This window comes from Brevibacterium atlanticum (assembly GCF_011617245.1).
GTDB classification, from domain to species: domain Bacteria; phylum Actinomycetota; class Actinomycetes; order Actinomycetales; family Brevibacteriaceae; genus Brevibacterium; species Brevibacterium atlanticum.
Map to the genome: position 1 here is coordinate 2765224 of NZ_CP050152.1, position 26648 is coordinate 2791871.

The 26648-nt window shown below is 65.3% G+C and carries 26 protein-coding genes and 1 tRNA gene; 5 read left to right on the forward strand and 22 right to left on the reverse strand.

All coding sequences use genetic code 11. From position 1 onward, the window contains the following. Positions 1-114: 114 nt before the first annotated feature. The 14 genes from GUY23_RS12335 to smc all read right to left on the reverse strand — a co-directional run bounded on the left by GUY23_RS12335 (position 115) and on the right by smc (position 14330). The gene (locus tag GUY23_RS12335; RefSeq protein WP_166972721.1) at positions 115-432 is read right to left on the reverse strand and encodes a DUF2469 domain-containing protein; all 318 of its coding nucleotides are present in this window, start codon (positions 430-432) and stop codon (positions 115-117) included. Continuing rightward, on the reverse strand, positions 429-1178 hold the full coding sequence (locus GUY23_RS12340; RefSeq protein ID WP_166972723.1) for a ribonuclease HII: 750 nt from the start codon (positions 1176-1178) through the stop codon (positions 429-431). Before GUY23_RS12340 ends, GUY23_RS12335 begins: the two co-directional genes overlap by 4 nt. Continuing rightward, a complete protein-coding gene (gene lepB / locus GUY23_RS12345) occupies positions 1178-1882 on the reverse strand; it encodes a signal peptidase I (RefSeq protein ID WP_166972725.1) in 705 nt (234 codons plus the stop codon). The genes GUY23_RS12340 and lepB (GUY23_RS12345) overlap by 1 nt, the downstream gene beginning before the upstream one ends. A gap of 190 nt (positions 1883-2072) precedes the next feature. Next, positions 2073-2696 (reverse strand): signal peptidase I, encoded by a 624-nt coding sequence (gene lepB, locus GUY23_RS12350; protein ID WP_166972727.1) that lies wholly within the window; start codon positions 2694-2696, stop codon positions 2073-2075. A gap of 31 nt (positions 2697-2727) precedes the next feature. Next, the gene (gene rplS / locus GUY23_RS12355; RefSeq protein ID WP_166972729.1) at positions 2728-3069 is read right to left on the reverse strand and encodes a 50S ribosomal protein L19; all 342 of its coding nucleotides are present in this window, start codon (positions 3067-3069) and stop codon (positions 2728-2730) included. Between the two features lie 189 nt (positions 3070-3258). Continuing rightward, positions 3259-4008 carry a tRNA (guanosine(37)-N1)-methyltransferase TrmD gene (trmD, locus tag GUY23_RS12360; RefSeq protein WP_166976041.1) on the reverse strand — a complete coding sequence of 250 codons (750 nt, stop codon included), beginning with the start codon at positions 4006-4008 and terminating at the stop codon, positions 3259-3261. Positions 4009-4043: 35 nt separating this feature from the next. Further along, positions 4044-4544, reverse strand: coding sequence for a ribosome maturation factor RimM (gene rimM, locus GUY23_RS12365; protein ID WP_166972731.1), 501 nt, complete (start codon positions 4542-4544; stop codon positions 4044-4046). 119 nt (positions 4545-4663) lie between these two features. After that, on the reverse strand, positions 4664-4894 hold the full coding sequence (locus GUY23_RS12370) for an RNA-binding protein (RefSeq protein ID WP_039210974.1): 231 nt from the start codon (positions 4892-4894) through the stop codon (positions 4664-4666). A gap of 1 nt (position 4895) precedes the next feature. Further along, on the reverse strand, positions 4896-5345 hold the full coding sequence (gene rpsP, locus GUY23_RS12375) for a 30S ribosomal protein S16 (RefSeq protein ID WP_166972733.1): 450 nt from the start codon (positions 5343-5345) through the stop codon (positions 4896-4898). Positions 5346-5502: 157 nt separating this feature from the next. Further along, positions 5503-7113 carry a signal recognition particle protein gene (ffh, locus tag GUY23_RS12380; protein ID WP_166972735.1) on the reverse strand — a complete coding sequence of 537 codons (1611 nt, stop codon included), beginning with the start codon at positions 7111-7113 and terminating at the stop codon, positions 5503-5505. Positions 7114-7388: 275 nt separating this feature from the next. Beyond that, positions 7389-8609, reverse strand: coding sequence for an ammonium transporter (locus GUY23_RS12385; RefSeq protein ID WP_166972737.1), 1221 nt, complete (start codon positions 8607-8609; stop codon positions 7389-7391). A 210-nt stretch (positions 8610-8819) separates the two neighbouring features. Further along, positions 8820-9962 carry a signal recognition particle-docking protein FtsY gene (gene ftsY, locus GUY23_RS12390; protein ID WP_166972739.1) on the reverse strand — a complete coding sequence of 381 codons (1143 nt, stop codon included), beginning with the start codon at positions 9960-9962 and terminating at the stop codon, positions 8820-8822. Positions 9963-10137: 175 nt separating this feature from the next. Then, positions 10138-10539 carry a hypothetical protein gene (locus GUY23_RS12395; RefSeq protein WP_166972741.1) on the reverse strand — a complete coding sequence of 134 codons (402 nt, stop codon included), beginning with the start codon at positions 10537-10539 and terminating at the stop codon, positions 10138-10140. Between the two features lie 218 nt (positions 10540-10757). Next, the gene (gene smc / locus GUY23_RS12400; RefSeq protein ID WP_166972743.1) at positions 10758-14330 is read right to left on the reverse strand and encodes a chromosome segregation protein SMC; all 3573 of its coding nucleotides are present in this window, start codon (positions 14328-14330) and stop codon (positions 10758-10760) included. A 136-nt stretch (positions 14331-14466) separates the two neighbouring features. Here smc and GUY23_RS12405 point away from each other — a divergent pair. The 4 genes from GUY23_RS12405 (at position 14467) to GUY23_RS12420 (ending at position 18224) form a co-directional block, all read left to right on the forward strand. Further along, positions 14467-14539 (forward strand) — tRNA-Asn (locus tag GUY23_RS12405). 280 nt (positions 14540-14819) lie between these two features. Further along, positions 14820-16601 (forward strand): BCCT family transporter, encoded by a 1782-nt coding sequence (locus tag GUY23_RS12410; protein ID WP_166972745.1) that lies wholly within the window; start codon positions 14820-14822, stop codon positions 16599-16601. 88 nt (positions 16602-16689) lie between these two features. After that, the gene (locus tag GUY23_RS12415) at positions 16690-17178 is read left to right on the forward strand and encodes a hypothetical protein (protein ID WP_166972747.1); all 489 of its coding nucleotides are present in this window, start codon (positions 16690-16692) and stop codon (positions 17176-17178) included. 176 nt (positions 17179-17354) lie between these two features. Then, entirely contained in the window at positions 17355-18224 is an 870-nt protein-coding gene (locus GUY23_RS12420) for a CorA family divalent cation transporter (protein ID WP_166972749.1), read from the forward strand. 272 nt (positions 18225-18496) lie between these two features. Here the strand turns inward: GUY23_RS12420 and GUY23_RS12425 are convergent, their stop codons facing one another. From GUY23_RS12425 to GUY23_RS12460, 8 genes are all read right to left on the reverse strand, one after another. Then, positions 18497-20299, reverse strand: coding sequence for a phosphatase PAP2 family protein (locus tag GUY23_RS12425; protein ID WP_166972751.1), 1803 nt, complete (start codon positions 20297-20299; stop codon positions 18497-18499). A 180-nt stretch (positions 20300-20479) separates the two neighbouring features. Beyond that, a complete protein-coding gene (gene mutM / locus GUY23_RS12430) occupies positions 20480-21406 on the reverse strand; it encodes a bifunctional DNA-formamidopyrimidine glycosylase/DNA-(apurinic or apyrimidinic site) lyase (RefSeq protein ID WP_166972753.1) in 927 nt (308 codons plus the stop codon). A 65-nt stretch (positions 21407-21471) separates the two neighbouring features. Beyond that, positions 21472-22176, reverse strand: coding sequence for a ribonuclease III (gene rnc / locus GUY23_RS12435; RefSeq protein ID WP_166972755.1), 705 nt, complete (start codon positions 22174-22176; stop codon positions 21472-21474). Positions 22177-22180: 4 nt separating this feature from the next. Then, complete coding sequence (gene rpmF / locus GUY23_RS12440; RefSeq protein ID WP_025777330.1) at positions 22181-22384, reverse strand: 50S ribosomal protein L32; 204 nt, start codon at positions 22382-22384, stop codon at positions 22181-22183. Between the two features lie 2 nt (positions 22385-22386). Then, on the reverse strand, positions 22387-22905 hold the full coding sequence (locus tag GUY23_RS12445) for a YceD family protein (RefSeq protein ID WP_166972757.1): 519 nt from the start codon (positions 22903-22905) through the stop codon (positions 22387-22389). 164 nt (positions 22906-23069) lie between these two features. After that, positions 23070-24257: an MFS transporter gene (locus GUY23_RS12450; protein WP_166972759.1), complete on the reverse strand. Its 1188-nt coding sequence runs from the start codon at positions 24255-24257 to the stop codon at positions 23070-23072. A 3-nt stretch (positions 24258-24260) separates the two neighbouring features. Next, positions 24261-24773 carry a pantetheine-phosphate adenylyltransferase gene (gene coaD / locus GUY23_RS12455; protein WP_166972761.1) on the reverse strand — a complete coding sequence of 171 codons (513 nt, stop codon included), beginning with the start codon at positions 24771-24773 and terminating at the stop codon, positions 24261-24263. 93 nt (positions 24774-24866) lie between these two features. After that, positions 24867-25625: a GntR family transcriptional regulator gene (locus GUY23_RS12460; protein WP_166972763.1), complete on the reverse strand. Its 759-nt coding sequence runs from the start codon at positions 25623-25625 to the stop codon at positions 24867-24869. A 116-nt stretch (positions 25626-25741) separates the two neighbouring features. Here GUY23_RS12460 and GUY23_RS12465 point away from each other — a divergent pair, with 116 nt between their 5' ends. Further along, the gene (locus GUY23_RS12465; RefSeq protein ID WP_166972765.1) at positions 25742-26626 is read left to right on the forward strand and encodes a transporter substrate-binding domain-containing protein; all 885 of its coding nucleotides are present in this window, start codon (positions 25742-25744) and stop codon (positions 26624-26626) included. The last annotated feature ends 22 nt before the right edge of the window (positions 26627-26648 follow it).

The window sequence follows — 26648 nt, forward strand, 5'->3', positions numbered from 1 at the left end:
CCATCACCGCCTGTGGATTCAGTGTGAGCGTCCACAGGCACATCACGCCCGAGTCAGCGTGCCGTCCACAGGTGAACGCGTGCGAGTCGGTTCGCCCACAAGCGCAAGGACCGTTCAGCCGCGGATGGACGTGGGCGGTTCGAGATCGGACTTCGCGATCTCCTCGATGTTGACATCCTTGAACGTCAGCACGTGCACGGTCTTGATGAATCGTGCCGAACGGTAGCTGTCCCACACCCACGCATCGCGCAGAGTCAGCTCGAAGTACACGTCCCCCGCGTCGTTGTGCGCCTTGAGGTCGACGTGATTGGCGAGGTAGAAGCGGCGTTCGGTCTCGACGACATACGCGAAGAGGCCGACGACGTCGCGGTATTCCTTGTACAGCTGGAGTTCGAGCTGCGCTTCGTAGTCGTCCAGATCATCGGCGCTCATGCTGAGCCCTCCTTCGCTTCTCCGACCGCATGCAAGCGGAAGCTTCTCCGGTGGTGGATGCTCGGTCCGGCATCGACGATGGCCTGCCGGTGCTTCGCCGTCCCGTATCCGACGTTCGACTCCCAACCATAGTGCGGATTCTCGGCCGCGAGTGCGATCATCACCTCGTCGCGCGCCACTTTCGCCACAATGCTTGCCGCTGCGATCGCGGGAACGCTGCCGTCGCCCTTGACGATCGTGCGCACCCGAGGCAGTTCGAGATCCGCAAAGTCGCCGAATATCCCCAGGCAATCGAGGGTGAGTGGGGCCGAGAGCCAGTCATGGCTGCCGTCGAGGAGGATCATCGTCGACGGCGGGAACCCACCCGCAGACTCGACACCTGGCCCGCGGGCCCAGTCCTCCAGCATCGCGGTGAACGCTCTGCGGCCGGCGAGGCTGAGCGCCATCGTCATCCCCAGCTCGTCGAGTTCGCTCGGACTCGTCGAGCCCACCGCAGCCGCGGTCGCCCAACTGCGCACACGATCGGTTGCGGCCTGTCGGGACATCGCGCTCAGCTGCTTCGAATCATGGATGCCCGCGGGCACCTCGGCGGCGGTGAGCTCTCTGAGGTCGAACAGGGCGGCCCCGACGCTGACCGGGCCGGCCAGGGCACCACGGCCCACCTCGTCGACGCCGATGACGAAGTCGAAGCCCTCGCTCAGCAGTGCGTTCTCCACGCTGAGGTCGCTCAGTCCTCGTGTGCCCATCAGTTCCCGGCGGCTCCCTCGGCGGCGGGCACATCGGCGAACACGTCTTCGGGGTCGGACACCCAGCCGAAGTGCTTGAACGGCCAGTTGATGAGGAAGACGGTGCCGACGAGGTCGTCATCGGCGACGAACGGGTCGGCGTCCATATGGTAGCGGGAATCCGCGGAGTTGCTGCGGTTGTCGCCCATCACCCAGTAGTGGCCTTCGGGCACGGTGACCTTGAAGTCCATCTCGGAGGGGGCGGTGCCGTCGTCGAGGTAGGTCTCGTCGATCGGTTCCCCGTTGACCTTGATCCGACCCTGCGCATCGCAGCATTCGACAGTGTCGCCGCCGACGCCGATGACGCGTTTGATCAGCTGGTTCCCCGCATCCGAGGGGGCCAGGCCGATGAATTCGAGAAGCGGGTTGGGCGTGTATTCGGCCGTCTCCATCGCCGAGAGCCAGTGGTCGGGATCGTCGAAGACGATGATGTCGCCCCGGTTGGGCGGGCCGAATCGTGGTGCGAGCTGGTTGACCAGCACTCGGTCGTCGACCTGGAGGGTGGTCATCATGGATTCGGAGGGGATGTAGAAGGAGCGGACGACCCAGGTCTTCAGCGCCGTCGAGATGAGCAGGGCGAAGACGATGATCGCGACGGTCTCGAGCAGGCCGCGAGCGAACCGTTTCGAGGCGGGGGGCGGGGAAGCTTCGGATTCGCTTGTCATTCGTTCGCTTTCACATCGGACCACGGTTGTCGCTGAGGACTGCACCTCCAGGGAATGAAATGAGCGTACCAGCACCAGCCTGACCACGCGTTCAGGTGAGTTCGCCACCCGCACCGAGGTGAGGCTCAGTCGAGTTCGAGAGCGACGCCTGGGCAGGCCCGAGTCACGACACCTCCTCCGCTGAGGAGGCTCAATCGACCGAGGAGCCGTGCCCGATGACGGGGCCGATGATCCGGTCGGTGGGGATGAATCCACCACCGGGACGGCCCAGCAGGGACCGCGAATCGGCCGAGTCGCCTCTGGTGTCGCCCATCACCCACATCGTGTCGGCGGGGACTTCGATGGAGAACTCCTCCTCCGAGGCGGGGGTGGGCGCATAGTCCTCACGCAGCGGCTTGCCGTTGAGCAGCAGGCGGCCCTGCGCATCGCAGCACTGCAGGGTGTCGCCGCCGAGGGCGATGACACGTTTGACGTAGTAGACGTCCCGTGGGCCGAGGCCCACCCAGGATCCCATCTTCTGCAGCGGGGTCGGCAGCGGGTCGTCGACGAAGGAGCCGCGTCCGTCGAAGACGACGATGTCGCCGCGTCGGATGTCTCCTCGCAGAGCATCGGGTCGCCACACCGTGATCGAGTCGTCGACCTTGAGCGTCGGTTCCATCGAGGCGCTGGGAATGGTGAAGCGCTGGATGACGAAGCCGCGGACCGATCCGCCGAGGATGACGATGATGACGGCGATGATCGCGACAGTCTTCCAGAATCGGCCCGAAGACAGAAGACGCGACCCGAAGGTCGCGTCTTCTCGTCTGTTCGGCACTGTGTGATCGTATCCCACGGTGCCAGGCAAATCAGGCCTTTTCGCGGATGCGAGCAGCCTTGCCGCGCAGTTCGCGCAGGTAGTAGAGCTTCGCACGGCGGACGTCACCGCGAGCGAGGACCTCGATCTTGTCGACGTTGGGCGAGTGCACCGGGAAGGTACGCTCGACTCCGACGCCGAAGCTGATCTTACGGACGGTGAAGGTCTCGCGGACTCCGTCGCCCTGGCGGCGGATGACGATTCCCTTGAAGACCTGGATACGCGAGCGGGAGCCCTCGATCACCTTGACGTGAACGTTGAGGGTGTCGCCCGGGCGGAATTCGGGAACGTCGGACTTCAGCGAGGCTGCATCTACAACATCGAGCTTCTGCATTGTGGTTTCTCCTGTGGCCCCTGCTTCAGGTCGAGGACACGCATATCGGACCGGTGAACCGGTGACTGGATCGTCTGTCGGGATCTCTCCCCGTGAATCCGCCGAGTCAGATCAGGCGGATCGCTGTGGGCGCTCATCCCCCTGAAGCAGGTGAACGCCAACAAACGCGACGCTCCATTCTGCCACGGCTCAGCGCTCGGACTCAAACCGTTCGACGGCGGCTCGGTCCTCAGCGCTCAGGTCGGTGAGACGGGCGAGCAGATCGGGCCTGACCTCGGCGGTGCGTTCGAGACGTCGGTCACGTCGCCACCGCGCGATCGCCGCGTGATTGCCGCTGAGCAGGATCTCCGGGACTGCGCGTCCGCGCCATTCGGCGGGTTTCGTGTAGATCGGGTATTCGAGCAGACCGTCTTCGTGGCTCTCCTCGGTCAGGGACTCCGGGTTGCCGATGACGCCGGGGATGAGTCGGCTGATCGCTTCGATCATCACCATCGAGGCCACCTCCCCGCCGTTGAGGACGTAGTCGCCGATGCTCATCGGCAGCAGCTCGAAGTGCTCGCCGGCCCAGTCGATGACGCGCTGGTCGATGCCTTCGTAACGGCCGCACGCGAAGACGAGGTGCTTGCGGGAGGCGAGGTCCTCGGCGATGCGCTGATCGAACACGGTGCCTGCCGGGCTGGGCACGATGAGCGTCGGCTTCTCATCGGTCCCGCGGGCAAGGATGTGTTCGAGCGCCAGCGCCCAGGGTTCGGCCTTCATCACCATGCCTGCTCCCCCGCCGTAGGGTGAGTCGTCGACGGTGTTGTGCCGGTCGAAGGTGAACTCCCGCAGGTCGTGGACGTTGAGACCGAGCTGACCGCGGTCGACGGCCTTGCCGATCAGGGAGAGCTGCAGGCCGGCGAGGTATTCGGGGAAGATCGACACGACGTCGATCGACATCCGGGGATCGGCCGCCTCGGCGGGTGGGTTCTCGTTCATTCGGCGTCGAGGAGACCGGCGGGCGGGGTGACGTCGATGCGTCCGGCGTCGATGTCGACCTCGGGGACGATTGCGGTGACGAACGGGATGAGCACGACGTGCCCGGCGGTGTGCTTCATGTGCAGGAGATCCTGGGCGGTGCCGTTGGTGACGTCGACGATCTCTCCGACGAGCGCGTCGTTCTCATACACCTTCAGCCCGATGAGGTCGTCGAGGTACCACGCGTCGGTGTCCTCCTCGTCATCGTCCTGATCGGCGAGGATGAGGGTGTTGCGGATCTCCTCGGCGCGGTTGCGGTCGGGTACTTCGTCGAAGGCCAGGAGCAGGCGGTCGCGGTGCCACCTCGCTGACTTCAGCGTCAGCGGCCCGATGTCGGGGTCGGTGGCGTAGGTCGACCCGGGGGTCAGTCGCTCCTCGGGTCGGTCGGTGCGCACCTCGACGGTGAACTCGCCCTTGATCCCATGCGGCTTGCCCAGCCGGGCGATGACCGTGTCCATGCTGCTCCTCGAGGTTCGGGGTTGTCGGTCAGGCACCAGTGTAATCGGCGTCCTGAGGGTGAATGCACGTGAGGGGATGCAGCGCTTGCGCACTGCATCCCCTCACGCGGAAGTTGGTGTTACGCCTCGATGAGGTCCACTCGCACCGACTCGCGGCCGGCCAGTGAATTCATCACGGTGCGCAGGGCCTTGGCGGTCCTGCCTGCACGGCCGATGACCCGGCCGAGATCCTCGGGGTGGACCCGGACCTCGAGGGTCGTGCCGCGCTGCGATGAACGCGAGCGTACGGAGACATCGTCGGGATGATCGACGATGCCGCGGACCAGATGCTCGAGCGAATCAGGCAACATCTCAGGCTTCAGCGCTTTCTTCAGCAGCCTCGGGGGCGGCTTCCTCGGCCGGAGCCTCGGCAGCGTCCTCAGCAGCGGCGTCCGCAGACTTGCCGCCCTTCTGAGTGATGGCTTCCTTGATCACCGAATCGGCGTTGGGAGCCACGTAGGCTTCCTTCTCCGGCTGCGGCTTGACGGTGTTGACCGCTTCGCCTTCGCCGGTGAACTTCTGCCAGTCACCGGTGAGCTTGAGCAGGGCCTTGACCTGGTCGGTGGGCTGAGCACCGACACCGAGCCAGTACTGTGCGCGCTCGGAATCGATCTCGATGACCGAGGGCTCACGGGTCGGGTGGTAGATGCCGATCTGCTCGATGGCCTTACCGTCACGACGGGTGCGCGAGTCAGCGACAACGACGCGGTAGAAGGGTGCACGGATCTTGCCCATGCGGGTCAGACGAATTTTGACTGCCACTTGAGTGGTGTCTCCTTTTGTGTTCTGTGTGCACAGCTGATCCAGGAGAGTCGTGGGGTTGACCTGCCGGAAGCCGTGGCTCGGACTATCGCCTCGGCACGGATGAGAGGGCCCGGACCGAGAGCAAAAGTACAAGAGTCAATTGTGCCAGAAGGCTCTACTTCTTGCCACCTGGGAAGATTCCGCCGAATCCCTTGGGCAGGTTCGCCGGATCGAATTCCTCGTCCTTGCCCAGATCGACGCCGCCGAAGGCCGAACCGACCGGGTCCTGGGTCTTGCCCGACTTCTTGTCGGCCAGCGCCTGCGCCTCCTGCGCACGCTTGGCGGGGTTGCCCGACTGGCCGCCCTTGCGGCCCTTCTTCTTCCCCGCCGCTTTCTTCTTCCGAGCCCCGGCGCCACCAGGCATTCCGCCCATTCCGGGCATCTGCGGCATGCCGCCGCCACCGGGCATGCCGGGCATTCCGCCCCCGCGGGTCATCTGTCGCATCATCTTCTGCGCCTGCGTGAAGCGCTCCATGAGCTGGTTGACCGCGGTGACCGTGGTTCCGGCACCCTTGGCGATGCGGGCACGACGAGAGCCATTGAGGATCTTCGGGTTCGTCCGCTCGTGCGGTGTCATCGATCTCACAATCGCTTCGACCCGATCGACCTCACGCTCGTCGAAGTTCTCCAGCTGCTCCTTGTACTGGCTCATGCCGGGCATCATGCCCAGCATCTTCTTCATCGAGCCCATCTTCTTCAGGCCCGCCATCTGCGTGAGGAAGTCGTTGAGGTCGAAGTCCTCGCCGGCCTCGACCTTCTTCTTGAGCTTCTCGGTCTGCTTCTCGTCGAAGTTCTTCTCGGCCTGCTCGATGAGGGTGAGGATGTCACCCATGTCGAGGATCCGGTCGGCCATCCGGTCGGGATGGAACTGCTCGAAGTCCTGCATCGATTCGCCGGTGGAGGCGAACATGATCGGCTTGCCGGTCACCTCGGCGACCGACAGGGCCGCACCGCCGCGGGAGTCACCGTCGAGCTTAGAGAGCACGACACCGGTGAAGTCCACACCTTCGAGGAACGCCTCGGCGGTCTTCACCGCGTCCTGACCGATCATCGCGTCGATGACGAAGAGGACCTCATCGGGGTTGACCGCGGAACGGATGTCAGCGGCCTGGGCCATGAGCTCCTCGTCGATGCCGAGGCGACCGGCGGTGTCGACGATGACGACGTCGTGGAGTTTGGACTTCGCGACCTCGATCGAGTCGGTGGCGACCTGGATCGGATCGCCCACGCCGTTGCCCGGTTCCGGGGCGTAGACGACCGCACCGGCACGCTCACCGACGATCTGGAGCTGGTTGACGGCGTTGGGCCGCTGAAGGTCGGCGGCGACGAGCATCGGGCGGTGGCCCTCGGACTTCAGCCAGTGCGCGAGCTTTCCGGCCAGGGTCGTCTTACCGGCACCCTGGAGGCCGGCGAGCATGATGACCGTCGGGGGCCGCTTGGCGAAGGTGAGCCGGCGCGTCTGCCCGCCGAGGATGGCGACGAGTTCGTCGTTGACGATCTTGACGACCTGCTGGCCGGGGTTGAGTGCGCCCGAGACCTCCTCGGACAGCGCCCGCTCGCGGATCCGCCCGGTGAAGGCTCGCACGACAGGCAGGGCGACGTCGGCGTCGAGCAGGGCGCGCCGGATCTCGCGGATGGTGGCATCGACGTCGGCTTCGGACAGTCGGCCTTTCCCGCGCAGATTCTTGAAAGTCGCGGTGAGCCTGTCGGACAGAGAATTAAACACGAACGAGCCTTCTTCACGATGATTTGGTCGACTCTCTAGACTAGCAACTCACCCGTGCCGGGCTGAAACCAAGAGTGCTGACAATGCCCCGTGAACCCTCGCCGAGGTGGCGCGAACCTGCTCGCGCACCGTCCCGTGTCCGTCAACGGCCGATCGCCTCGGCGGGGTGGTCTGCTTCCACCCTGCCGAGGCGATCAATGAGCACGACGTCGCACTCTCCCCCGCTGACGCTGCCGGCGAGACCCACCGGCCGCGTCAACGGGCGTCTGTGGTGGTCACCGGAACGAGTAGGCCTGCTCCGCGTGTTCGAAGGTGTCGATTCCCTCGAGCTCCTCCCGCGGGTCGATCCGCAGCCCCATGGTCGAGCGCAGGACCAGGGAGATCGCGAGTGTGACGAGACCGGCGAAGACGATGGCCACGAGGCACGCGAGGACCTGTGCGATGAGGAGTTCGAAGCCGCCGCCGTAGAAGAGTCCGGCGGGCCCGTCCTCGTTCGGGAAGGCGAAGAAGCCGATCATCACGGTGCCGATGATTCCGGCCACGAGGTGGACGGCCACGACGTCGAGCGCATCATCATAGCGCAGACGGTTCTTCGCTTCGACGGCGAAGATCGCACCGGCACCTGCCGCGATGCCGATGAGGATCGCCGCATAGGGGTCGACGTTCGCACACGCCGGAGTGATCGCGACGAGGCCGGCGATCGCGCCCGAAACGCTGCCGATGCTGCTCGGTCGCGAGGCCCGCAGGCGTTCGATCATGATCCAGGTGATCATGCCGGCGGCCGGGGCGGCCAGGGTGTTGATCCAGATGAGTCCGCCCTGTTCGATCGTGGTGGCCGCACCGCCGTTGAAGCCGAACCAGCCGAACCACAGCAGAGCGGCTCCGAGCACGGTGATCGGGATGTTGTGCGGCTTGTGCGGGGTCGAGAAGCGCGCGCGGCGACCCATGACGACGACGAGCACGAGGGCGGAGATGCCGGCATTGATGTGGACGACCGTGCCTCCGGCGAAGTCGATGGCCGGTCCGAACAGGCTGCCGATCGCACCCGATTCGCTGAGCAGTCCGTCGCCCCAGACCATGAACGCCAGGGGGCAGTACACGAGGGTCACCCACGCGGCGGAGAACACCAGCCAGGTGGAGAACTTCGCGCGGTCGGCGACCGCACCGGCGATGAGGGCGATCGCGATCATCGCGAACGTCGAACCGTAGCCGATGGAGATCAGTGAGGCCGGGTCGTTCGCGACCGAGCCGGTGAGTCCGATCTCGGACAGCGGGTTGCCGACGATTCCGGCGATCGAGTCACCGGAGCTCAGTCCGTACCCGAAGAGGACCCAGACGAGTCCGCCGACGGCCATTGCGGAGAAGACCATCATCATCATATTGATCGCCGAGGTGATCCGTGTCATTCCTCCGTAGAAGAACGCCACTCCAGGGGTCATGAGCAGCACCAACCCCGCGGCGACCATCATCCATACATTCACTGCATCGAGTTCCATGTCGTCTCTTTCGTGTCTCGGCCGGTTCCGAATCGAACCGGGCAGACACAGTCTCCATGACCCATGTCACAGTGATGAGTCGGAAATGTTTCCGCAATGTGACGAGCCTGGTCTCACCCTGCGAATCTGCAGGTGAGGCCAGGCTCGAAGAATGCGCGCGCGCAGTCGCGCGACAGCGCCGTCAGCGAAACTGAGCGGTCAATCGGGACATCAGTCGAGCAGGGCGTCGACGAAGCCTTCGGCGGTGAAGGGGGCGAGATCGTCCGCGCCCTCCCCCAAACCGATGAGTTTGACGGGGACGCCCAGCTCACGCTGGACCGCGACGACGATGCCGCCCTTCGCGGTGCCGTCGAGCTTGGTCAGCACGATGCCGGTGATGTCGACCGCCTCGGCGAAGACCTTCGCCTGCTGCATGCCGTTCTGTCCGGTGGTCGCGTCGAGGACGAGGAGGACCTCGTCGATGTCGTGGCCCTCGCCGAGCGGGCGGGTGGCCACACGCTTGACCTTGCCGAGTTCGTCCATGAGCCCGCGCTTGTTCTGCAGCCGCCCGGCGGTGTCGATGAGGACGACATCGGCGCCGTCCTGCTGTCCCTTCTCGACGGCCGAATACGCCACCGAGGCGGGGTCGGCGCCCTCTTCCTTCCGCACGGTCTCAACACCTACCCGCTCACCCCAGGTCGCCAGCTGTTCGGCGGCGGCGGCACGGAAGGTGTCCGCAGCACCCAGCAGCACGGTCTTGTCCTCGGCGACGAGCACGCGGGCGATCTTGCCCACTGTCGTCGTCTTGCCGGCGCCGTTGACGCCGACGACGAGGATGACGGCCGGATCGCCGCCTGTCGCCTGGTTCGCCAGAGACCGGTCCATGGTGGGGTCGACGAGTGTGATGAGCTCCTCACGGAGCAGTCCGCGCACCTCCTCGGGGTCGCGGGTGCCGAGGACTTTGACGCGTTCGCGCAGTCGGTCGACGAGTTCGGTGGTCGGTTCGACTCCGACGTCGGCGAGGATGAGGGTGTCCTCGATCTCTTCCCAGGTCGATTCGTCGAGGTTGTCCCGCGACAGGAGGTTGAGCAGCCCGCGTCCGAGCCCGGTGTTCGACTTCGCGAGCCTCTCCCGCAGGCGCACCAGCCGACCGGCCGGCTCCGTGGGAACCTCGGAACCGCGCGCTTCGGCCTTCTCCTTCTCGACCGCCTCGGCGATCTCGTCGGCACTGAGCTCGCCGGTGACGTCGGCATCGATGGTGCGCTCGTCGCGCAGCCCTTTCCTCTTTCCGCTGACGCGCAGGCTGATGCCCAGCGCGACGACGAGAATGAAGACGATGGCCAAGACGATGAGTAAGATGATCGGCTGATCCATGGTTCTTCCGTCCTCCTTTGAGCACCCGCGGGAGAGCCCACGGCACTCGAATTCCCGGTTCTCACCGGGCTGGTGTCAACTGTCGGTTCGCACTCGGTGCGTGCCCCGGAATCGGTCGGCGCAGCTCCCGTCGCGGTCGGCCCGGGTCATGCTGGGCCGCGGTGGTCTCTGCAGGTCAGGAGCCTCGGCTGCCGAAGAGCAGGCCGGCGGTGGTCCTCCACCCGGTTCCCGACTCGGGGATCTTCCAATGGCGTGTGCGCGGCCGCACGGTGATGAGCGAAGGAGCCGCATGCCGCCTGGGCTGCGGCCTGAGCACATACGAATGGTCGCGGATCGCGGTCACGGCGGCCTGTTCGCGGGTCGCCAGGTGCGAGGTTCCGTCGTCGTGGCCGAAGAATTCGTGGACTTCGTCATCGTAGCCGGTCCATTCCGCGGGCAGGCGGAACCGCTGCACATCCGAGGAGTAGCGCAGGCGCCCTTCGGCACGCAGGCCGGGCAGGGCGACGAGGAGGACGACGAAGAGCGCCAGGGCGAACGAGATCGCGAGTCCGACGATGACGACCAGTACTGCATTCATGCCCTCGAGCCACCTCGCAGATCAGCAGCCTCGGCCATGGACGTCTCGCTCCTCACGTTCTTCGAATACCTGTCTTCCGAGCCAAGTCTATAGTCCCAGCAGACGACAATTGTGTTCCGGCCCCGCATGGCACTTGGAGAATTCCCTGAGATCCTCCTGGGCATCACTGACAAACCGGCCTGTGACCACGGCCGACCCTGCGATCGCCGACCCCGAGCTCAGGGGATACGCTGCGATATGACTTTCGACACCCCGTCGCCGTGCATCGTCACGCCGTAGAGCGCATCGGCGATCTCCATCGTCCGCTTCTGGTGGGTGATGACGATGAGCTGCGAAGAGTCCTGCAGCTCTTCGAACACGGTGAGCAGCCGTGAGAGGTTGAGGTCGTCGAGTGCGGCTTCGACCTCGTCCATGACGTAGAACGGACTCGGCCGGGCCTTGAAGATCGCCACGAGCATGGCCACGGCGACCAGCGAGCGTTCCCCGCCTGAGAGCAGCGACAGCCGCTTGACCTTCTTGCCCGCGGGCCGGGCGTGGACGTCGACTCCGGTGGTGAGCATGTCGTCGGGATCGGTCAGGCTCAGTGCGCCCTCGCCGCCGGGGAAGAGCCGGGAGAAGATGTCCTCGAACTCGCGGGCCGTGTCGGCATAGGCCTCCGCGAAGACGCGTTGGACGTGCCGGTCGACTTCCTCGACGAGCTGCATGAGGTCCTTGCGCGAAGCCTCGATGTCCGCGATCTGCTTCTCGAGGAACTGATGCCGCTCCTTCAGCGCCTCGTATTCCTCGAGGGCGAGCGGATTGACCGTGCCGATGCGCTTGAGCGAGGCCGCTGCCTGCTTCTGCCGCTTCTCGACCTCGGCCCGCACATACGGCCGGTCCTCCACGCCGTCCTCGAAGGAGGGCACGGACAGGTGCGGCCCGAACTCGTCGATGAGTCGCTCGATGCCGAGGCCCGTCTCCTCCTCCGACCGGTGCGCGATCTCCTCGAGTTTGAGACGGAACCGCTCCTTAGCCAGTTCCGCCTCGGCGGCGGCGTCTTTGAGCTTCTGCAGTTCGGTCCTGGTCTGGCCCAGTTCCTCGCCGAGGCGGCTCTTCTCCTCGCGCAGACCGCCGCGTTCGTCGACGAGGACCTGAATGGCTTCGCCGAGTTCGGCGACCGTGTCCGTGGCGAGCGCGGCCGCGTCGGCCGCGGTCTCGGCGATGAGCAGTGCCTGAGCGGCCGCGCGCTTCTTCTTCGCGATCGTACGCTGTGTCTGTTCCCTGGCGGCCTCTTCGGCTTTCGCCGCCCGCAGCAGGGATTCGACCCGGTCGCCCAAGAACCGCGCCCGGTCGGCCGCGGATCTGTGATTGATGCGTGCTTCGACGAGGTCTTCGGAGGACTGGGAGACGTCGGCGCTGAGTTCGTCCCGCCGGGTGGTGTCGACGACCTCGTCGACCTCAGCGGCTCCCGCGAGCGCCGCCTGCGCGGCCTCGGCTTCGCGGCGGGCGGCGTCGAGGCGCGAGTTGAGCTCCGCATCGTTCTCCTCCGCTCGCTGCAGCCGCGTGCGAGCGACGCCGATCTCCCCGGTGATGCGGGAGACCTCTTCGGCGGCGGCCATGATCTTCGCATCCGAGGAGTGCAGCGCATCGAGCGCCGCGGCCGAATCCTGACGGGCGGTCCGCAGCCGGGGTTCGAGCTCGGCGAGATCGGCGTCGATGCTCACGGTGCGCTCTTCGAGTTCGGTGATCGTCGCCTGCGTGTCCTCGAGGGCGGTCTGGGAGGCCAGGCGAGTACCCGAGGCGGTGCGGGAGCGGCTGATGCGGGTGGCCGAGAGCACCTCTCCGTGCGCGGTGACGGCGGTGAGGTCGGGGCGGGCGGTCGTCAGGGCGACCCCGGTGCGGGCGTCGGGGACGCAGACCACGGCGTGGAGGGACTCATCGAGCAGCGTCTGCAGTTCGGGGACGTCGCTGCTGACGCAGTCCCGCAGCCAGGTCAGCGCTCCCGTCTCGGCATCGGTGCCGGGCAGGTTCGCGAGATCGGGAAGCGCGGCAGGGCCGTCGCCGCCCTTGCCACCTGCGGAGCGTGTGCTGACGACGTTCGCCCCGGAGGGCACGGTCAGGGACACGTTCGTATCCTCGCCGAGGTGGTCGAGCACGGCCAGTGCGACGTCGGGGTTGTCGACGATGACACCGGAGACGGTGGTTGAGAGAGCCGCTGCCGCGGCCATCTCGTAGCCGGTGGTCACGCTCAGGCGTTCGGTCACGGCCGTGCCGACCCCGGGCAGGTCGGCGTTGACGATCGCTTCGAGGTCGGCTTCGAGCGCCGTGCCCAGGGCAAGGGCTTCCGCACGTGCCTTGGCCGAGGACAGTTCGGAGGACGTCTGGCGTTTGCGCTCCTGCAGCTGTGTCCGTTCGGCCTCGAGCCTCTCCAGCGCCTCCTGGGCTGATTCGTAGGCGGAGTCGAGTTCGGTCTCTCCTGCTTCGACGTCTTCGACCCCGGTCTCTGCGGCCTCGAGTTCGGCGCTGCGGGCGGTGATGCGGGCAGTGACGGTCTCGATCTCGGTCCGGTTGGCTTCGATGCGGGAGGTGAGATCCGTGATGCGCTCTTCGGCCTGCGTCTGCTTCGACACCAGCGCCGACCGGTTCTTCACCGCCTCGGTGATGGCGATCTGCGCGGCCTTGACCTCGTCCTCGGCCTGGCGCAGGGCCCGGGTGAGCTCTTCCTTCCGTTTCTGGCTGGCTTCGAGGGCGGTCGTCGTCTCGGTCACGGCCGCCTCGGCGTCGGTGAGCTCGGAGCGGAAGCGTTCGGCCTGGGCCCGCAGCTCATCGGGGGACTTCGATTCGCGCCTGCCCAGACTCGTGACCTCGCTGAGCAGGTGGGAGCGCTTGTCCTCGGCGCGCTGGCTCAGCCCCTGCGCGCGCACGATCTGCGTCTGTGTGCGTGATTCGGCGGTCCGCTGGGCTTCGAGTTCGCTGTCGAGACCCGACAGGCGGGTCTCGATCTCGGTCAGCCGCGCCTCGGTTCGGGTGCGACGGTGGTCGAGGTCCAAGATGCGGTCGCTGTGGTCCTCGCCCTCGGTCGATGAGGCGAGCGAGGACTGCATCCGTACGGCATCGTCGGCGAGCAGGCGGGCGGTGGCATCGCGCAGGGTGGCTTGGACGGTGGCGGCCTTCGCCGCGGCTTCGGCCTGCCGACCCAAGGGTCCGAGCTGCCGGTTGAGTTCGCTGCGCAGGTCGGTGAGTCGGTCGAGGTTCGTCTGCAGACCGGTGAGTTTGCGCACCGCTTTGTCCTTGCGGCGGCGGTGTTTGAGGACGCCGGCGGCCTCCTCGATGAAGCTGCGACGTTCGAGCGGGTCGGCGTGGAGGATCGCGTCGAGGCGGCCCTGCCCGACGATGACGTGCATCTCCTTGCCCAGGCCGGAGTCGTTGAGCAGCTCCTGGATGTCGAGCAGGCGGGCCGGTGCCCCGTTGACGGCGTATTCGGAACCCCCGGTGCGGAACAGGGTCCGCGAGATCGTCACCTCGGTGTAGTCGACGGGGATGGCTCCGTCGCTGTTGTCGATGGTCAGGGTCACCTCGGCGCGGCCCAATGCCTGCCGCTTCGAGGTTCCGGCGAAGATGACGTCGTCCATCTTCCCGCCGCGCAGGTTCTTCGCCCCCTGCTCCCCCATCACCCAGGACAGCGCGTCGACGACATTGGACTTGCCCGATCCGTTGGGTCCGACGACGCAGGTGATCCCCGGCTCGAACTTGAGAGTCGTGGCCGAGGCGAAGGACTTGAATCCACGCAGGGTCAGGCTTTTGAGATGCATCGTGGAACCCAGCATATCCGTCCCGTCCGCAGAATCCGGGCTCTCGGGCGGCCGGAATCCCAGAATCACGGCAGAATTCTGCGAACTCCCTGAAATTTTGGTAAGCTAGCTCTTCGTGCGTGGGAAACTGCGCTGGTCCTCCGTAGCTCAGTTGGCAGAGCATTCGACTGTTAATCGAAGGGTCGCTGGTTCGAGCCCAGCCGGGGGAGCTGGAAGAGGCCCTGTCGCACGCGGCAGGGCCTCTGACCTGTCACCGCATCTCTACGGCGGTGAAGCACAGCTGAGGCGCCGAAATCATGCGGGTGAGTCGAAATTCCCGCATTCTTCGCCCATCATCTGCCAAGATCGTGGGTGAGAGGCGTTCGAGTGCAGTCTGCTCGGACCGTTTCGGCAGCCAGTCCGATGCCGTCCACCCAAGGAAGGAATGCCGAGGAGGAGGTCCACCCTCGTCTCAGTCATGAGGAACGACTCCGTTCGGCAAGTTCGAGTATGAGCAGTGAACACACTAAGACTCAGGAGCTCATCGAGCACCTGAAGAATCCGACAACGAAGCTGAGGCCCTTCAGACGTGAGGGACTCGACAAAATCGTCTTCTTCGCGGCCGGCATCCTCGCCGTCGCGTTCGTCGTCTGGGGGTTCGTCTCCCCCGACAGCCTCGGGGCAGTGGCGGGCACGCTGCTGACCGGGGTCATGGACAACTTCGGCTGGCTCTTCGTCATCGCCGCCACGATCTTCACGATCTTCGTCATCGTCGTCGCTGTCAGCCGCTTCGGGCGGATCCCGCTGGGCAAGGACGATGAGAAGCCGGAGTTCAAGACCTCCTCGTGGATCGCGATGATGTTCGCGACCGGCATGGGCATCGGATTGGTGTTCTCCGCGGTCGGCGAGCCTCTCTTCTTCTACATGTCGCCTCCCCCGAACACCGTCGACGGCTCCTCGGCCGAAGCGATGGGCACCTCGATGGGTACGACGCTCTTCCACTGGACCCTCTACCCGTGGGCGATGTACGCCATCGTCGGACTCGGCGTCGCCTACGGTTCGTTCCGCCTCGGGCGTTCGCAGCTGTTCTCCTCGATGTTCACCCCGCTGTTCGGCGAGCGTGCGGTCAACGGCATCGGCGGCAAGGTCATCAACATCCTCGCGATCCTCGCCACCCTGTTCGGCTCGGCCTGCTCGCTGGGTCTCGGCGCCATCCAGATCGGCGGCGGCATCGAGTCCGCAGGCATCATGTCCGAGGTCAGCTCCCCTGTCCTGGTCATCATCATCGCCATCCTCACCGCCGCTTTCGTGGCCTCGGCGGTCTCGGGTGTGGAGAAGGGCATCCAGTGGCTGTCGAACATCAACATGGTGCTCGCGGTCATCGTCGCTCTCATCGTCTTCATCGGCGGACCGACGCTGTTCATCCTCAACGTCATCCCCTCCTCGGTGGGTTCGTTCATCCAGGATCTGCCGCAGCTGGCCTCGCGCACCGCGGCCAACGGTGAAGGCGTGAACGAATGGCTGTCGTCATGGACGGTCTTCTACTGGGCATGGTGGGTGTCATGGTCGCCCTTCGTCGGCCTCTTCATCGCGCGCATCTCGCGCGGTCGCACCGTGCGTCAGTTCGTCACCGGCGTGCTCATCGTGCCCTCCGTCGTCTCGACCATCTGGTTCGCGATCTTCGGTGGCGGTGCGATCGGCATCCAGGAGCGCGCGGAACGCGGCGAGGGCACGGTCAAAGCGCTGGCGAACATCGTCGACGGCGAGCCGGACATCAACATGGACACGATCCTGTTCGATCTGCTCGGCGCCCTGCCGCTGCCGAACCTCATCGCGATCATCCTCATGGTCGTCACGGTCATCCTCATCGCGATCTTCTTCGTCACCGGTGCGGACTCGGCCTCGATCGTCATGGGCACCCTGTCGGCCAACGGCATGCAGGAACCGGGCAAGGGCCTCGTCATCTTCTGGGGCACCGCGACCGGTGCCGTGGCTGCGGTGATGCTCTTGGCGGGCGGTTCCGATCCCGCCGAGGCACTCGATGGTCTGAAGAACATCACGATCGTCTCCGCGCTGCCCTTCGTCATCGTCATGCTGCTGTTGTGCGTGGCGGTGTGGAAGGACCTGTCGAGAGATCCGCTCATCATCCAGGAGCAGCTGGCCGCGCACGTGCTCGAGACCTCGGTGGCCACCGCGGTCGACGAGTACGACGGTGAGATCTTCGGCCTCGAGACCTCGGAACTCCAGATCGAAGACGAGGACATGGAGGCGGACACCACAACCCAAAAGTGACCCCTCTTACTACCTGACGGCGGCCCAGCAACCTCGCGCGAGGTTGCTGGGCCGCCGTCAGGTGTTTTGAGCGAAAGGATCTGCTCGGATGCGCACGATCATCAGACGCCACATCAGACGCCAGGGAAAGGTCTCGATCGCCGTCGGCTGTATGCTCGTCGTCATGGCAGCTCTGGCGGTCATCGTGGCGATCGTCCTGGCGTTTGTCATCGATACCCGATTCCTCCTCGTCCTCTTCGGTTCTCTCATCCTGCTCACCGGTGCGGGTGTGAACTTTTGGATGGGCTCTCGGGCACGATTGGAGATCGCTCCGGAGAGGTTCATCTGGTGCGGCTTCGTCGGTCGTGCGCATCGCATCGCATGGAGAGACCTCGACCGGATTCTCCTCCCGGCTCCCGGTTCTCGTCCGCGACTGGTGGCGGCCGCACGTCTGCGGGACGGTTCCGTCGTGGAGATCAATGCCCTCTGGGTCTCCCCGACCAACCCCGCAAATCTGTTCAGCGCACCTGATCTGTCACACGAGCGCAGAGTCCTCATCGATGGTCATCGGGCGTTTCTCGACGGCCTGTCCAGATAGGCCGGGATCAGTGAGCTTCCGCGGATCGGCACGAATTCCGAGATGCGGCTCAGCCCCGCGTTTCGGCGAAAAGCAGCTCCCCACGGCGCGATGCGTGAGCCCCTCCGCACCGGTACTGTAGATGTGCGTGACCGACTGTGGGCCGCTGAACCACAGAGACAGGAAGGGCACCACATATGCATATCGCCGATGACATCGCCGCTGTCCGCGAGCACAAGGAGAGCAGGCTCTGCGTCCTCGCCGGCAACACGGACGAGGAACTTGCGTCCGAGGCCTCAGCAGTTCTCGACCTGACTCTGCCGACACACCACCACACTCCACGTCGGCCGCTGGTCAGTGTCATCGCCGATCAGATCAGTCTGGCGCTGCTCGTCCTCGATAGTGAGCGGACGCAGCACACACTGCACATTCATACCAGCGAGCGAGGACTGCTCGTCATCGGCGACGACAGGGCGTTGCAGGAGATCTCGCGCCACCTGTCGGTCGACTCAGACGAGGACGCCTGGTCGGTACTCGTCGGACTCATCCTCATCGTTGCGCGTCGCTGCGAAGAAGCACTTGATGAGATCGACGACGAATGTCAGGAACTGGAGTCACAGGCAGTCGGATATGCGTCATCGCCCCGGCGTCGGTCTATGGGACGCCTGCGCGCCGAACTGTTCCGGATCGGTGAGACGCAGGCTGCGCAGAGGAATCTGCTCTCGGCGGACGAAGAGCTCGCGCAGAGCCTCGGCGAAGATCAGCAGCGCCTCATCGCCCGGGCCGCGGCGGCTTTCGGCGCGAACCATTCGATGACCACCCGCCTGTACGCGATGCTCGGCGACGTCCTCAACGAACAGGACAGTGTCGTCTCCGAGCGGCTGACTCTCGTGGCGACGATCTTCCTGCCACTGACTCTGGCGACCGGGTTCTTCGGCATGAACTTCCAATGGATGCTCGATCGCCTCGGGTCCCTGCCGGCGTTCATCGTCTTCGGCCTCGTCCTTCCCGGCCTGCTGACCGTGGCGACGCTGTTCTTCATCCGCCGCCTGACGCGCACGTCCTGAGGAAAGTGCCTGAGTCTGCGCAGCAGGCGCTATCCGCAGCGTGCCTGATCGCTGCATCTCTCACAGAAAGCGGCACCTCGCACCAAAAGCAGCTCTTCAGACCGTCGCACCGGAGCGAGACGTTGCGACCGGTGACAGATCGGCCTCATCACCGGGTATGGGTCTGAGACGTGAGCAGCACTCCAAATTGCAACCTGACGGCGGCCCAGCAACCTCGCGCGAGGTTGCTGGGCCGCCTTCAGGTAGTAAGAGGGAAGAGGGGTGTGTCGGTTTTAGGCGTCGGTGTCGGCGCCGAGGCGACGTCGGCGAGCCACGACCAGCACGGAGGCTCCTCCGACGATGAGTACTGCTCCGATCCCGATCGGCAGTCCCATATCGGCACCGGTGCGCGGCAGGGCACCCGTGTCACCGCCGCTGCCAGAATCGCCGCTGCCGCCGTCGGCCGTTTCGTCCGAGCCTGCGCCGTCCGAGTCCACGCTGCCGGTATCATCGGTGCCGCTGTCGTTGCCGCCGGGAGCAGGCGACTCGGTGGCAGGAGGCGTCGACGGAGTCTCACTCGGTGTCGGCGAGTTCGTCGGTGTCGGTTGCGGGTCCTCGGTGACGACCGAGGCTTCCGGCTGGCCCGGTTCGACCTTCGTGACCTTTCCGTCTCCGTCGAGCGTGACCTTCGCGCTCAGGGCAGCGGGCAGGTCGATGCGTGCCCATCCGTCCGAGCTCGAGTCGAGCGGGTAGCCGGCGTCGATCTCGGTCGCGGCGAGAACCGCGGACCGCTGTGTCGCGTTGAGTGACGGGAACGCTGTGATCAGCAGGTTCGCGGCGTTGTCGGGAACTCTCGGCGCGTCGCCGGCCTGTGAGGAGGTGCCCGTGTACTCAGAGACCTTGTCGAAGCCGTAGGTCATCCGCTGCTGGTAGACCTTGAGCGCACTGGCTCTGTCCGTCACCGGTTCGGTTGCGACAGCGTCGGTGAACTCGTTGGTGTAGCCGCCGGTGTCATTGGCCTTCGTATCGTCGATGCATTTCGCCAGGCTGTCTCCATGGCCATCGGCCTCGCAGCGCTTCGTGAGGTACTCCACGAGCTGCTTGCGCGCCGGGAGAAGGGTGTCCTTCGTGTAGTCGTCGTTCAGCGTCGTCGCAGTGTGCGCATGGCCGAGGATACGACCACCGACGACATCCAGAGGGTAGTGCACGCCGAGTGCGACGCGATTGTTTCCGGCCTCGGAACCACGGGTGACGATCTCGGGTCCGAGTTCGGGCAGCAGTTCGGCCAAGAGCAGGGTCTCTTCGTAGGCGAAGGTCGTGTGTCCGGACGGGAACGCCTGCGAGGGGCCCTCCTCCAACTCATCGTATTCGGCCGTGTGCGTCTTGCCGTCCTCGTCGGTCCAATCAGGGATTCGCGCGGTATCCAGATTGCTCTTCAGCCCCTTGAGATCGTTCGGGGTGTCGGTGTCGGCGAAGCTGCGGTCGGCGAGGAAGGGTCGTGGGAAGTTGAAGTAGGGTTTCGCAGCTCCGGTCGACGAATTCTTGAGGATCGCGTCGAAGGCCCGCGTCGACTTCGACAGCGATCCATCGTCGATGCCCTCATCGAAGTAGTCGGCGAGTACCGGACCGAGAGCGTCGGGAAGAGTCTCCTTCCAGTCGTAGTCGGCGTCGACGAGCGCTCGGTGCGCTTGGGTTTCGTCGGCTGCGGCCGCGCGGTTGAGCTTCTGGTAGGTCTCATCGTTGGCGGCGAGGATCTTCGCACCTTCGTCGGTGACGTCGCCGCGGAAGCCTGTCGATTCCTTTGTCGCCGCCGAACTGTCGTCGAAGGTCCGCGGCGTCCAGAAATCGTCGTATTCGCTCATGAGTCGGACGTTCTCGTCCTTTTCGATCGCAGACGCCTCGGAGCTCGGGGTCACAGCCTGCTTCGAGCCGTCGCTGTCGGTCGGTCCCGCACTGCGCGAGGGCGAGGGACTCTCCGCCGTGGACGAGCCGGCTGTGCCCAGCCCGGCAGCGCTGACTGGGAGGCCACCGGCGACGATGATTCCGGCACTGATGCCGATGGCAGCGGCGCATCGGGCCGCGTGCGCTGTGAACATGAGAGTCCTCTCGCAAGGTAGGTGATGTCAGCTGCGAAATTGCTGCGCTGACACGTTACGTTGCTTTGCTGAACTCTCAGACGATGACAAGGTGAACTGCAAGAGAACAGTCGACGGTGACACCGTGGGTCGGATAAGGTGCAGGAGTCACGCCCCGACCGAACCTCGCGCGACTCGCCCCTACCGGTACCGCGGGGCCTTCTGACAGACGGGGCAGAAATGCGTTCCGCGGCCGCCGACGGTGATCTTGGCGATCTTCGTCCCGCAGCGCACGCATTCCTGTCCGCCACGGCCGTAGACGAGTAGTGCCCGATCGAAATAGCCGGATTCGCCGTTGACATTGACGTAGAGGCTGTCGAAGCTCGTCCCACCGACGGCCAAAGCGTCACCCATCACCGTCGCCGCGGAGTCGAGCACGGCGGCCAGCCGAGACCGTCTGGTCCGCGCCGGGACCGCCAACGGGTGCACGCCGGCCCGGAACAGGGCCTCGTCGGCGTAGATGTTCCCGATGCCGCTGATCAGCGTCTGGTCGAGCAGCGCGGCCTTGATCGCCGTGCGTTTCTTCGCCAGCCCCGCCACGACGATCCCCTCATCGAATGCAGGTTCCAGCGGATCGGCTGCGATATGAATCGCCGAGGCGGGGACGAGCCGACCGTACCCGTGCACAAGAGGTTGGACGCCGATATGGCCGAAGATGCGTTGGTCGACGAAGCGCAGCTCCCGCCCAGTGCCGACGGCAACCGAACCACCACCGCCGAGGTGCAGGATCGCTCGGGTGTGCCGGTGCACCGGGTCGCCCGGCTCGTGGATGCGCAGCTGGCCGCTCATCCCGAGGTGGATGAGGATGCCGAGTTCAGGTGCCGGCCCAACCGACGAGGCGACCGCCGCGAGGCTGAGCCACATGAACTTCCCCCGCCGTTCGGCGCCCACGATGTGCGCCCCGGTCACGGCCGAAACGAACCCGGAGACGGCCGAGGAGTCGATGCGCCGCTGGGACGTCGTCCCAAGGATACGGGGGTCGACCACCTCGGCGCCGGTGATGAGCGCACCGGCCGTCCACTCGTGGACGCCGCGACGGACGCTTTCGACCTCGGGAAGCTCAGGCATCGAACTCAGGCACGCAACTCAGGCATCAGCAACAACCCAGCAGACTCAACGGGCGCAAAGACCGCTCAGCGCCGGTAGTCCGGGTAGATGGTGCGGATGGCCTTGACGGCGACCTCGGCGGCGGCGGCTTCTGCGGCCTTCTTCGAGGATCCGTCGCCCGCGCCCCAGCTGTTCTCGCCGAGCATCGCGGTGGCGGTGAAGACCATTGCGTGGTCTGGGCCGGACGACGTGATCTCGTAGTTCACGGCTCCCAAGTTCAGGTCGGCGGCAGCCTCCTGCAGGGTCGTCTTGTAGTCCATCCCGGCGCCGAGGTTGACCGCATCGTCGAGCATGCCGTCGATGAGGCGGTGGACGAACGCGAAAGCGACTTCGCGTCCGCGGGAGACGAAGGTGGCGCCGATGAGGGCCTCGACGGTGTCGGCGAGGATCGAGTCCTTGTTCCGACCTCCGGTCAGCTCCTCCCCCTTGCCCAAAAGGATGTGCTCGCCGATGCCGTGCTTGCGCGCGATCGACGCCAGGGCACGGGTGTTGACCACGGCCGAGCGCATCTTCGCCAGCTGCCCCTCGGGCAGATCCGGGTTGTCGTAGAACAGCGACTCGGTGGCCACGAGGCCGAGCACGGAGTCGCCGAGGAATTCGAGGCGCTCGTTGGTGGGGATCCCACCGGCCTCGAACGCGAAGGAGCGATGTGTGAGCGCGAGACGAAAAGTCTCGGGATCGATGTCGATCCCGAGACTCTTCTTCAGTGCTGCTGTGGTGTCTGTGTCCACAGTGTCAGACGTCAGCGACCTTGCGGCCCTTGTACTCGAGGTACAGCGGGGTGCCGGCTGCGTCTTCGACGACCTTGGCCTGGTGAGGGCGCGAGTACACAACGCGACCGTTCTCCACAGTCTTGACCAGGTTCGGAGCCTTGGCCTTCCACTGCGAACGACGGTGGCGGGTGTTGCTGCGCGACAATTTACGCTTCGGAACAGCCACGTCTAGCTCTCTTTCTTCTCATCCAACAGATTCTTCAATGATGCGAACGGCGATTCGGATTCGTCATCGTCCACCTCGAGGTCCTCCCCCAGGGTGTAGCTGAACTCCTCGCTCTCATCCCGTGAGGGATTGAACGGCAGAGCCATCACGATGGCGTCTCTGATCGCGGGCTCGAGGTCGAGCTGATCCCGGTCGATGACGTAGGAGTCCTCGTCGCCTTCGGCCTGCTCATAGACGTACATCTCCTGGATGTCGACATCTATCGGCAGCTCGATGGGCTCGAGTGTCCTCGCGTCTTCGCCGCGGGCCGTCGCCGAGACTGTGCCCGACACGTAGATCCCCTCCGACACGCTCTCGAACATCAGCTCGAGCGTCAGTGGTGAACCTTCCGCAACCCCGATCACTTCGATCTTGAGATCCGCTGGAGCCGACAAGGTGGTGTTCACCCGTTCCCACTCACCCGGATGACCGAGCAGTCCCATGGATCTGAGATCATAGACGAATTCAGATCTGTTCTTCATGCCCCGTCCTCCTGGTGCGTTTGAGGATGTCGCTCCTGCGTTCACACGCGACTCACCATTCTAATCATCATCGCCTGCCATTACCAATCAGGTTCGCCGAGGCGGCCGAGTGTTCCTGCTCACCTTCGCCGTCCCGGATGCGCGCGGGACCGATCCCCGCGCGCTCACCATTTCTCGTGCTGGTTGCGCCAGGTCACTCCCCCTGCGAGCACGAGCAGTGCCCCGGAGATCGTGAAGACGATTCCGGAGCCGGCGAGGACGGTGAGCGCCGAGGCGGCCGAAGGGATCGCGACCTGGCTGAGTCTGTTGCCCGCCAAGCGGATCGAGAGCACCGCCGCCCGGTTCGCCGAGTCGGACAGGGTCGAGACCCAGGTCATCGTCAGCGGCTGGGTGAGCCCGAAGCAGAAGCCCGCGACGGTGAGCAGGAGGCCCAGCGTCCACGGTTGACTGAGCACGGGGATGAGGACGACGCACAGCCCTGCCACCGCCGAGGCGGTCCACAGGAGCGAGAGGTTCTTCCACTTCCGCGTGAGGTAGCCGATGAAGAGCCGCGAGATCACCGACGCCAGCGTCCGCAACGCAAGCAGCCAGGTCACGAGGGTGACCGACAGGCCGTTCTCCTCACCGATGAGCGGCAGGTACGCCGTCATGAGGTCGACGGCGGCGAGCGTGGCCATCGAGGCGAAGATCGCCGGTTTCATCCCCCGCAGCGACAGCAGCGTCCACGGTGTCTGCACTCCTTCGGCCGCCTCGGCGCGGGAGACGTGCGGGGTGCGCCCGCGGAGCATGACGATGACGGCGGCGATGAGGGTGAGCGCCGAGAGCCCGGTCATGAACCACAGCGCGTTCGTGATGTGGGCGTCCCCGGCGGTGGCATCGGCGATCATGCCGGCCACGGGCAGGCCGATGGTCTGCCCGATCGAGACGCCGAGGGTGAGGTGCCCGAACTTCGCAGTCAACTGGGAGGCCGTGAAACTCTGCGGGATGAGCGCTTGGGAGGCGACAGTGGTGAGCAGCTGCCCGAACCCGAGGCTCATCGTGGCCAGCAGGAGCACGCCGAGGTTGGGCGCGATGGCCGCGAGCGCGACGGGCACGATCGACAGCACTGTTCCCGTCCACAGCACCGCCGTGGCATAGCCCCGGTCGACGAGGCGGCCGACGAGGAGAGCGGTGAGCAGCGGGACGAGGGAGTAGCAGGCGGTCATGAGACCGAGGACGACTCCGGATCCGCCGAGTTCGAGCGTGCGGTAGGAGATGAGGACCCGCACCCCGTTGTAGGTGGCGTGGGCGAGGATCGTGTGGAAGACGAGACCCGTGAACCAGGCCTTGTTGGCTGGAGCTGCTGCGCTCATCCCTCAGCGAGCGCCGTCACGGGCATCGGTGCTGGTACTCTGCAGCGCCTCGAGCACCGAGGCGGGGACGAGTCCCTCGATGTCCCCGCCGTTCGCGTGGACTTCCTTGATGAGTGAGGACGAAACGTGCTCGAACCGGGGATTGCCGGGAACGAAGATCGTCTCGAGTTCGGACAGGTGCTTATTCATCAGCGCCATCGGCAGTTCGTAGGCGAAGTCCGTGCCCGAGCGCAGTCCTTTGACCACAGCGGGGGCGCCGATGGAGGTGCAGTAGTCGACGAGGAGGCCGCCGGAGACGATGTCGATGCTCACGTTCGTCGCCTCCCGCGTGCGTTCGTCGTCATCGAGCGAGCGCCGGATGAGGTCGGAGCGGATCTCCGAGGTGAAGCGTCCGGCCTTCGAGGGATTGTGGACGACCGCCACGACCACCTCGTCGAAGAGGCGGGAGCTGCGAGCGATGATATCGAGATGACCCATGGTGATCGGGTCATAGGAACCGGGACAGACGACCTTCATGCTCACCATCGTATCGGCAAGGCCGGTTCACACGGGTGAGGACTCGGCGAGCGAGCGGGTACTGCGCATCCGACAGGGCCCACCGACGCTTCGCTACTGTGCGCTCTCCCGCAGCTGCCGCCACTGGTCATCGACGGAGGTCTCGCCCTCGCGGCCGCGGACCACCCGGGCGTCGAGCCCGGCATCGGGATCGTGCAGGCGAGAGGCCGCCTCGGCCATGATCCGGGCCAGGACGGTCAGAGAACGTGACTCGTCGCCGACGGTGACCGCCTCGGCGAGTTCCCGGTGGCTGTCGATGAGGTCGCATCTGACCTCGTATCCGCGTTCATCGGACAGCGACAGCAGTCTGGTGTGGACCATCGAGACCTTCATGAGATCACTCAGCCTCTCCGACCCCGAACTGGCGACGAGCGCATGGTGGAAGGTGAGGTCGGCGTCGCCGATCATGCGTGCGACATTGTCCTCGATCGCCCGCTCCAACTCCGTCAGGGCCGCCGCGATCCGGTGTGTGGAGCGCTCGTGGCGGATGATGAGCTTGACCGCCTGCGATTCGATCGCCTCGCGGACGGCGTAGACGTCGTCGATGTCGGACCTCTGCATACGGCTCACGTGGACCCCGCGGCCGGGAGCGTGCGTCATCACGCCCTCGCTGATGAGCCTCTGCAGGGCCTCACGCAGGGAGGGTCGCGAGACGACGAGGAGTTCGGCCGTGCGCACTTCGTTGACCGACTGACCGGGTTCGAGCGATCCGCTGTAGATGGCATTGCGCAGCTGGTCTGCGATGAGGTCGATCGTCGATGATCGGATCACTCTGCGCAGGACCGGCAGTTCGGAAGTCGGAGGATTTGTCATGATCACGATCATATAACGTTGTCAGACAGTGTGACATTCGGACAACATCAGTATTGAATACTGTCCATGAGACGCACGTCACGATGGTGTGTCGACGTTCGACGAAAGGGACAGCTATGAAATCCATCAAGGGACTGGCCGCCGCGACCTCGATCCTCGCGCTGACGCTCTCGCTCGGTGCCTGCGGAGGGGGCGACTCGGACAAGTCGACCCTGCAGAAGGCCGTCGACGACGGAAAGATCACTGTCGGCTTCGCCGGTGAGGCCCCGTACAGCTTCGAAGAGGGCGGTGAGCTCCAGGGAGCGTCCGTCGCCCTGGCCAAGGCCGTGTTCAAGGAACTCGGCGTCGACGATGTCGAAGGCGTCAACACCGAGTTCGGCTCCCTCATCCCCGGCCTCAACGCCGATCGCTTCGATGCGATCTCGGCCGGCATGTCGATCCTGCCCGACCGCTGCGAACAGGCCGCCTTCGGTGACCCCGAGTTCATGTACACCACCGCTCTGATGACGAAGAAGGGCAAGCTGGATGGCATGAAGGACATGGAGGATGTCAAGAAGAAGGGCCTCAAGCTCGCCACCATGACCGGCGCCATTGAGAACACCATGTACGCGAAAGAACTCGGCATCAAGACGCAGGAAGTCGGCACCCCGCAGGACGGCATGGACGCCGTGACGACCGGCCGCGCCGACGTCTTCGCCCTCACCGCGATCTCGCTCAATTGGATGGCGAAGAACAACAAGGACGCCGACGTCGAGGTCAGTGACTCCTTCGTCCAGGAGATCGACGGGGTCCCGCAGATCGGTGCCGGTGCCACGGTCTTCCGCACGGATGACGAGGAGCTGCGCGACGAATGGAACAAGGGTCTGGACAAGGTCGTCTCCGATGAGAAGTCCTACCTCGACGTCGTCGGCGACTACGGGTTCACGAAGGAGGAGCGCCCCGACGGTTCGATCACAACCGATCAGCTGTGCAAGGGCGAACTTCCCACCGCTGATTCCTGAGTCGGCACTGTAGTCACGCACC

Coding starts and splice junctions, on each gene's coding strand:
- GUY23_RS12335 (WP_166972721.1), bottom strand. CDS start 432: ATGAGCGCCGATGATCTGGACGACTACGAAGCGCAGCTCGAACTCCAG.
- GUY23_RS12340 (WP_166972723.1), bottom strand. CDS start 1,178: ATGGGCACACGAGGACTGAGCGACCTCAGCGTGGAGAACGCACTGCTG.
- lepB (WP_166972725.1), bottom strand. CDS start 1,882: ATGACAAGCGAATCCGAAGCTTCCCCGCCCCCCGCCTCGAAACGGTTC.
- rplS (WP_166972729.1), bottom strand. CDS start 3,069: ATGCAGAAGCTCGATGTTGTAGATGCAGCCTCGCTGAAGTCCGACGTT.
- trmD (WP_166976041.1), bottom strand. CDS start 4,008: ATGTCGATCGACGTCGTGTCGATCTTCCCCGAATACCTCGCCGGCCTG.
- rimM (WP_166972731.1), bottom strand. CDS start 4,544: ATGGACACGGTCATCGCCCGGCTGGGCAAGCCGCATGGGATCAAGGGC.
- GUY23_RS12370 (WP_039210974.1), bottom strand. CDS start 4,894: ATGTTGCCTGATTCGCTCGAGCATCTGGTCCGCGGCATCGTCGATCAT.
- GUY23_RS12385 (WP_166972737.1), bottom strand. CDS start 8,609: ATGGAACTCGATGCAGTGAATGTATGGATGATGGTCGCCGCGGGGTTG.
- ftsY (WP_166972739.1), bottom strand. CDS start 9,962: ATGGATCAGCCGATCATCTTACTCATCGTCTTGGCCATCGTCTTCATT.
- GUY23_RS12395 (WP_166972741.1), bottom strand. CDS start 10,539: ATGAATGCAGTACTGGTCGTCATCGTCGGACTCGCGATCTCGTTCGCC.
- smc (WP_166972743.1), bottom strand. CDS start 14,330: ATGCATCTCAAAAGCCTGACCCTGCGTGGATTCAAGTCCTTCGCCTCG.
- GUY23_RS12410 (WP_166972745.1), top strand. CDS start 14,820: ATGAGCAGTGAACACACTAAGACTCAGGAGCTCATCGAGCACCTGAAG.
- GUY23_RS12415 (WP_166972747.1), top strand. CDS start 16,690: ATGCGCACGATCATCAGACGCCACATCAGACGCCAGGGAAAGGTCTCG.
- GUY23_RS12420 (WP_166972749.1), top strand. CDS start 17,355: ATGCATATCGCCGATGACATCGCCGCTGTCCGCGAGCACAAGGAGAGC.
- GUY23_RS12425 (WP_166972751.1), bottom strand. CDS start 20,299: ATGTTCACAGCGCACGCGGCCCGATGCGCCGCTGCCATCGGCATCAGT.
- mutM (WP_166972753.1), bottom strand. CDS start 21,406: ATGCCTGAGCTTCCCGAGGTCGAAAGCGTCCGTCGCGGCGTCCACGAG.
- GUY23_RS12445 (WP_166972757.1), bottom strand. CDS start 22,905: ATGAAGAACAGATCTGAATTCGTCTATGATCTCAGATCCATGGGACTG.
- GUY23_RS12450 (WP_166972759.1), bottom strand. CDS start 24,257: ATGAGCGCAGCAGCTCCAGCCAACAAGGCCTGGTTCACGGGTCTCGTC.
- coaD (WP_166972761.1), bottom strand. CDS start 24,773: ATGAAGGTCGTCTGTCCCGGTTCCTATGACCCGATCACCATGGGTCAT.
- GUY23_RS12460 (WP_166972763.1), bottom strand. CDS start 25,625: ATGACAAATCCTCCGACTTCCGAACTGCCGGTCCTGCGCAGAGTGATC.
- GUY23_RS12465 (WP_166972765.1), top strand. CDS start 25,742: ATGAAATCCATCAAGGGACTGGCCGCCGCGACCTCGATCCTCGCGCTG.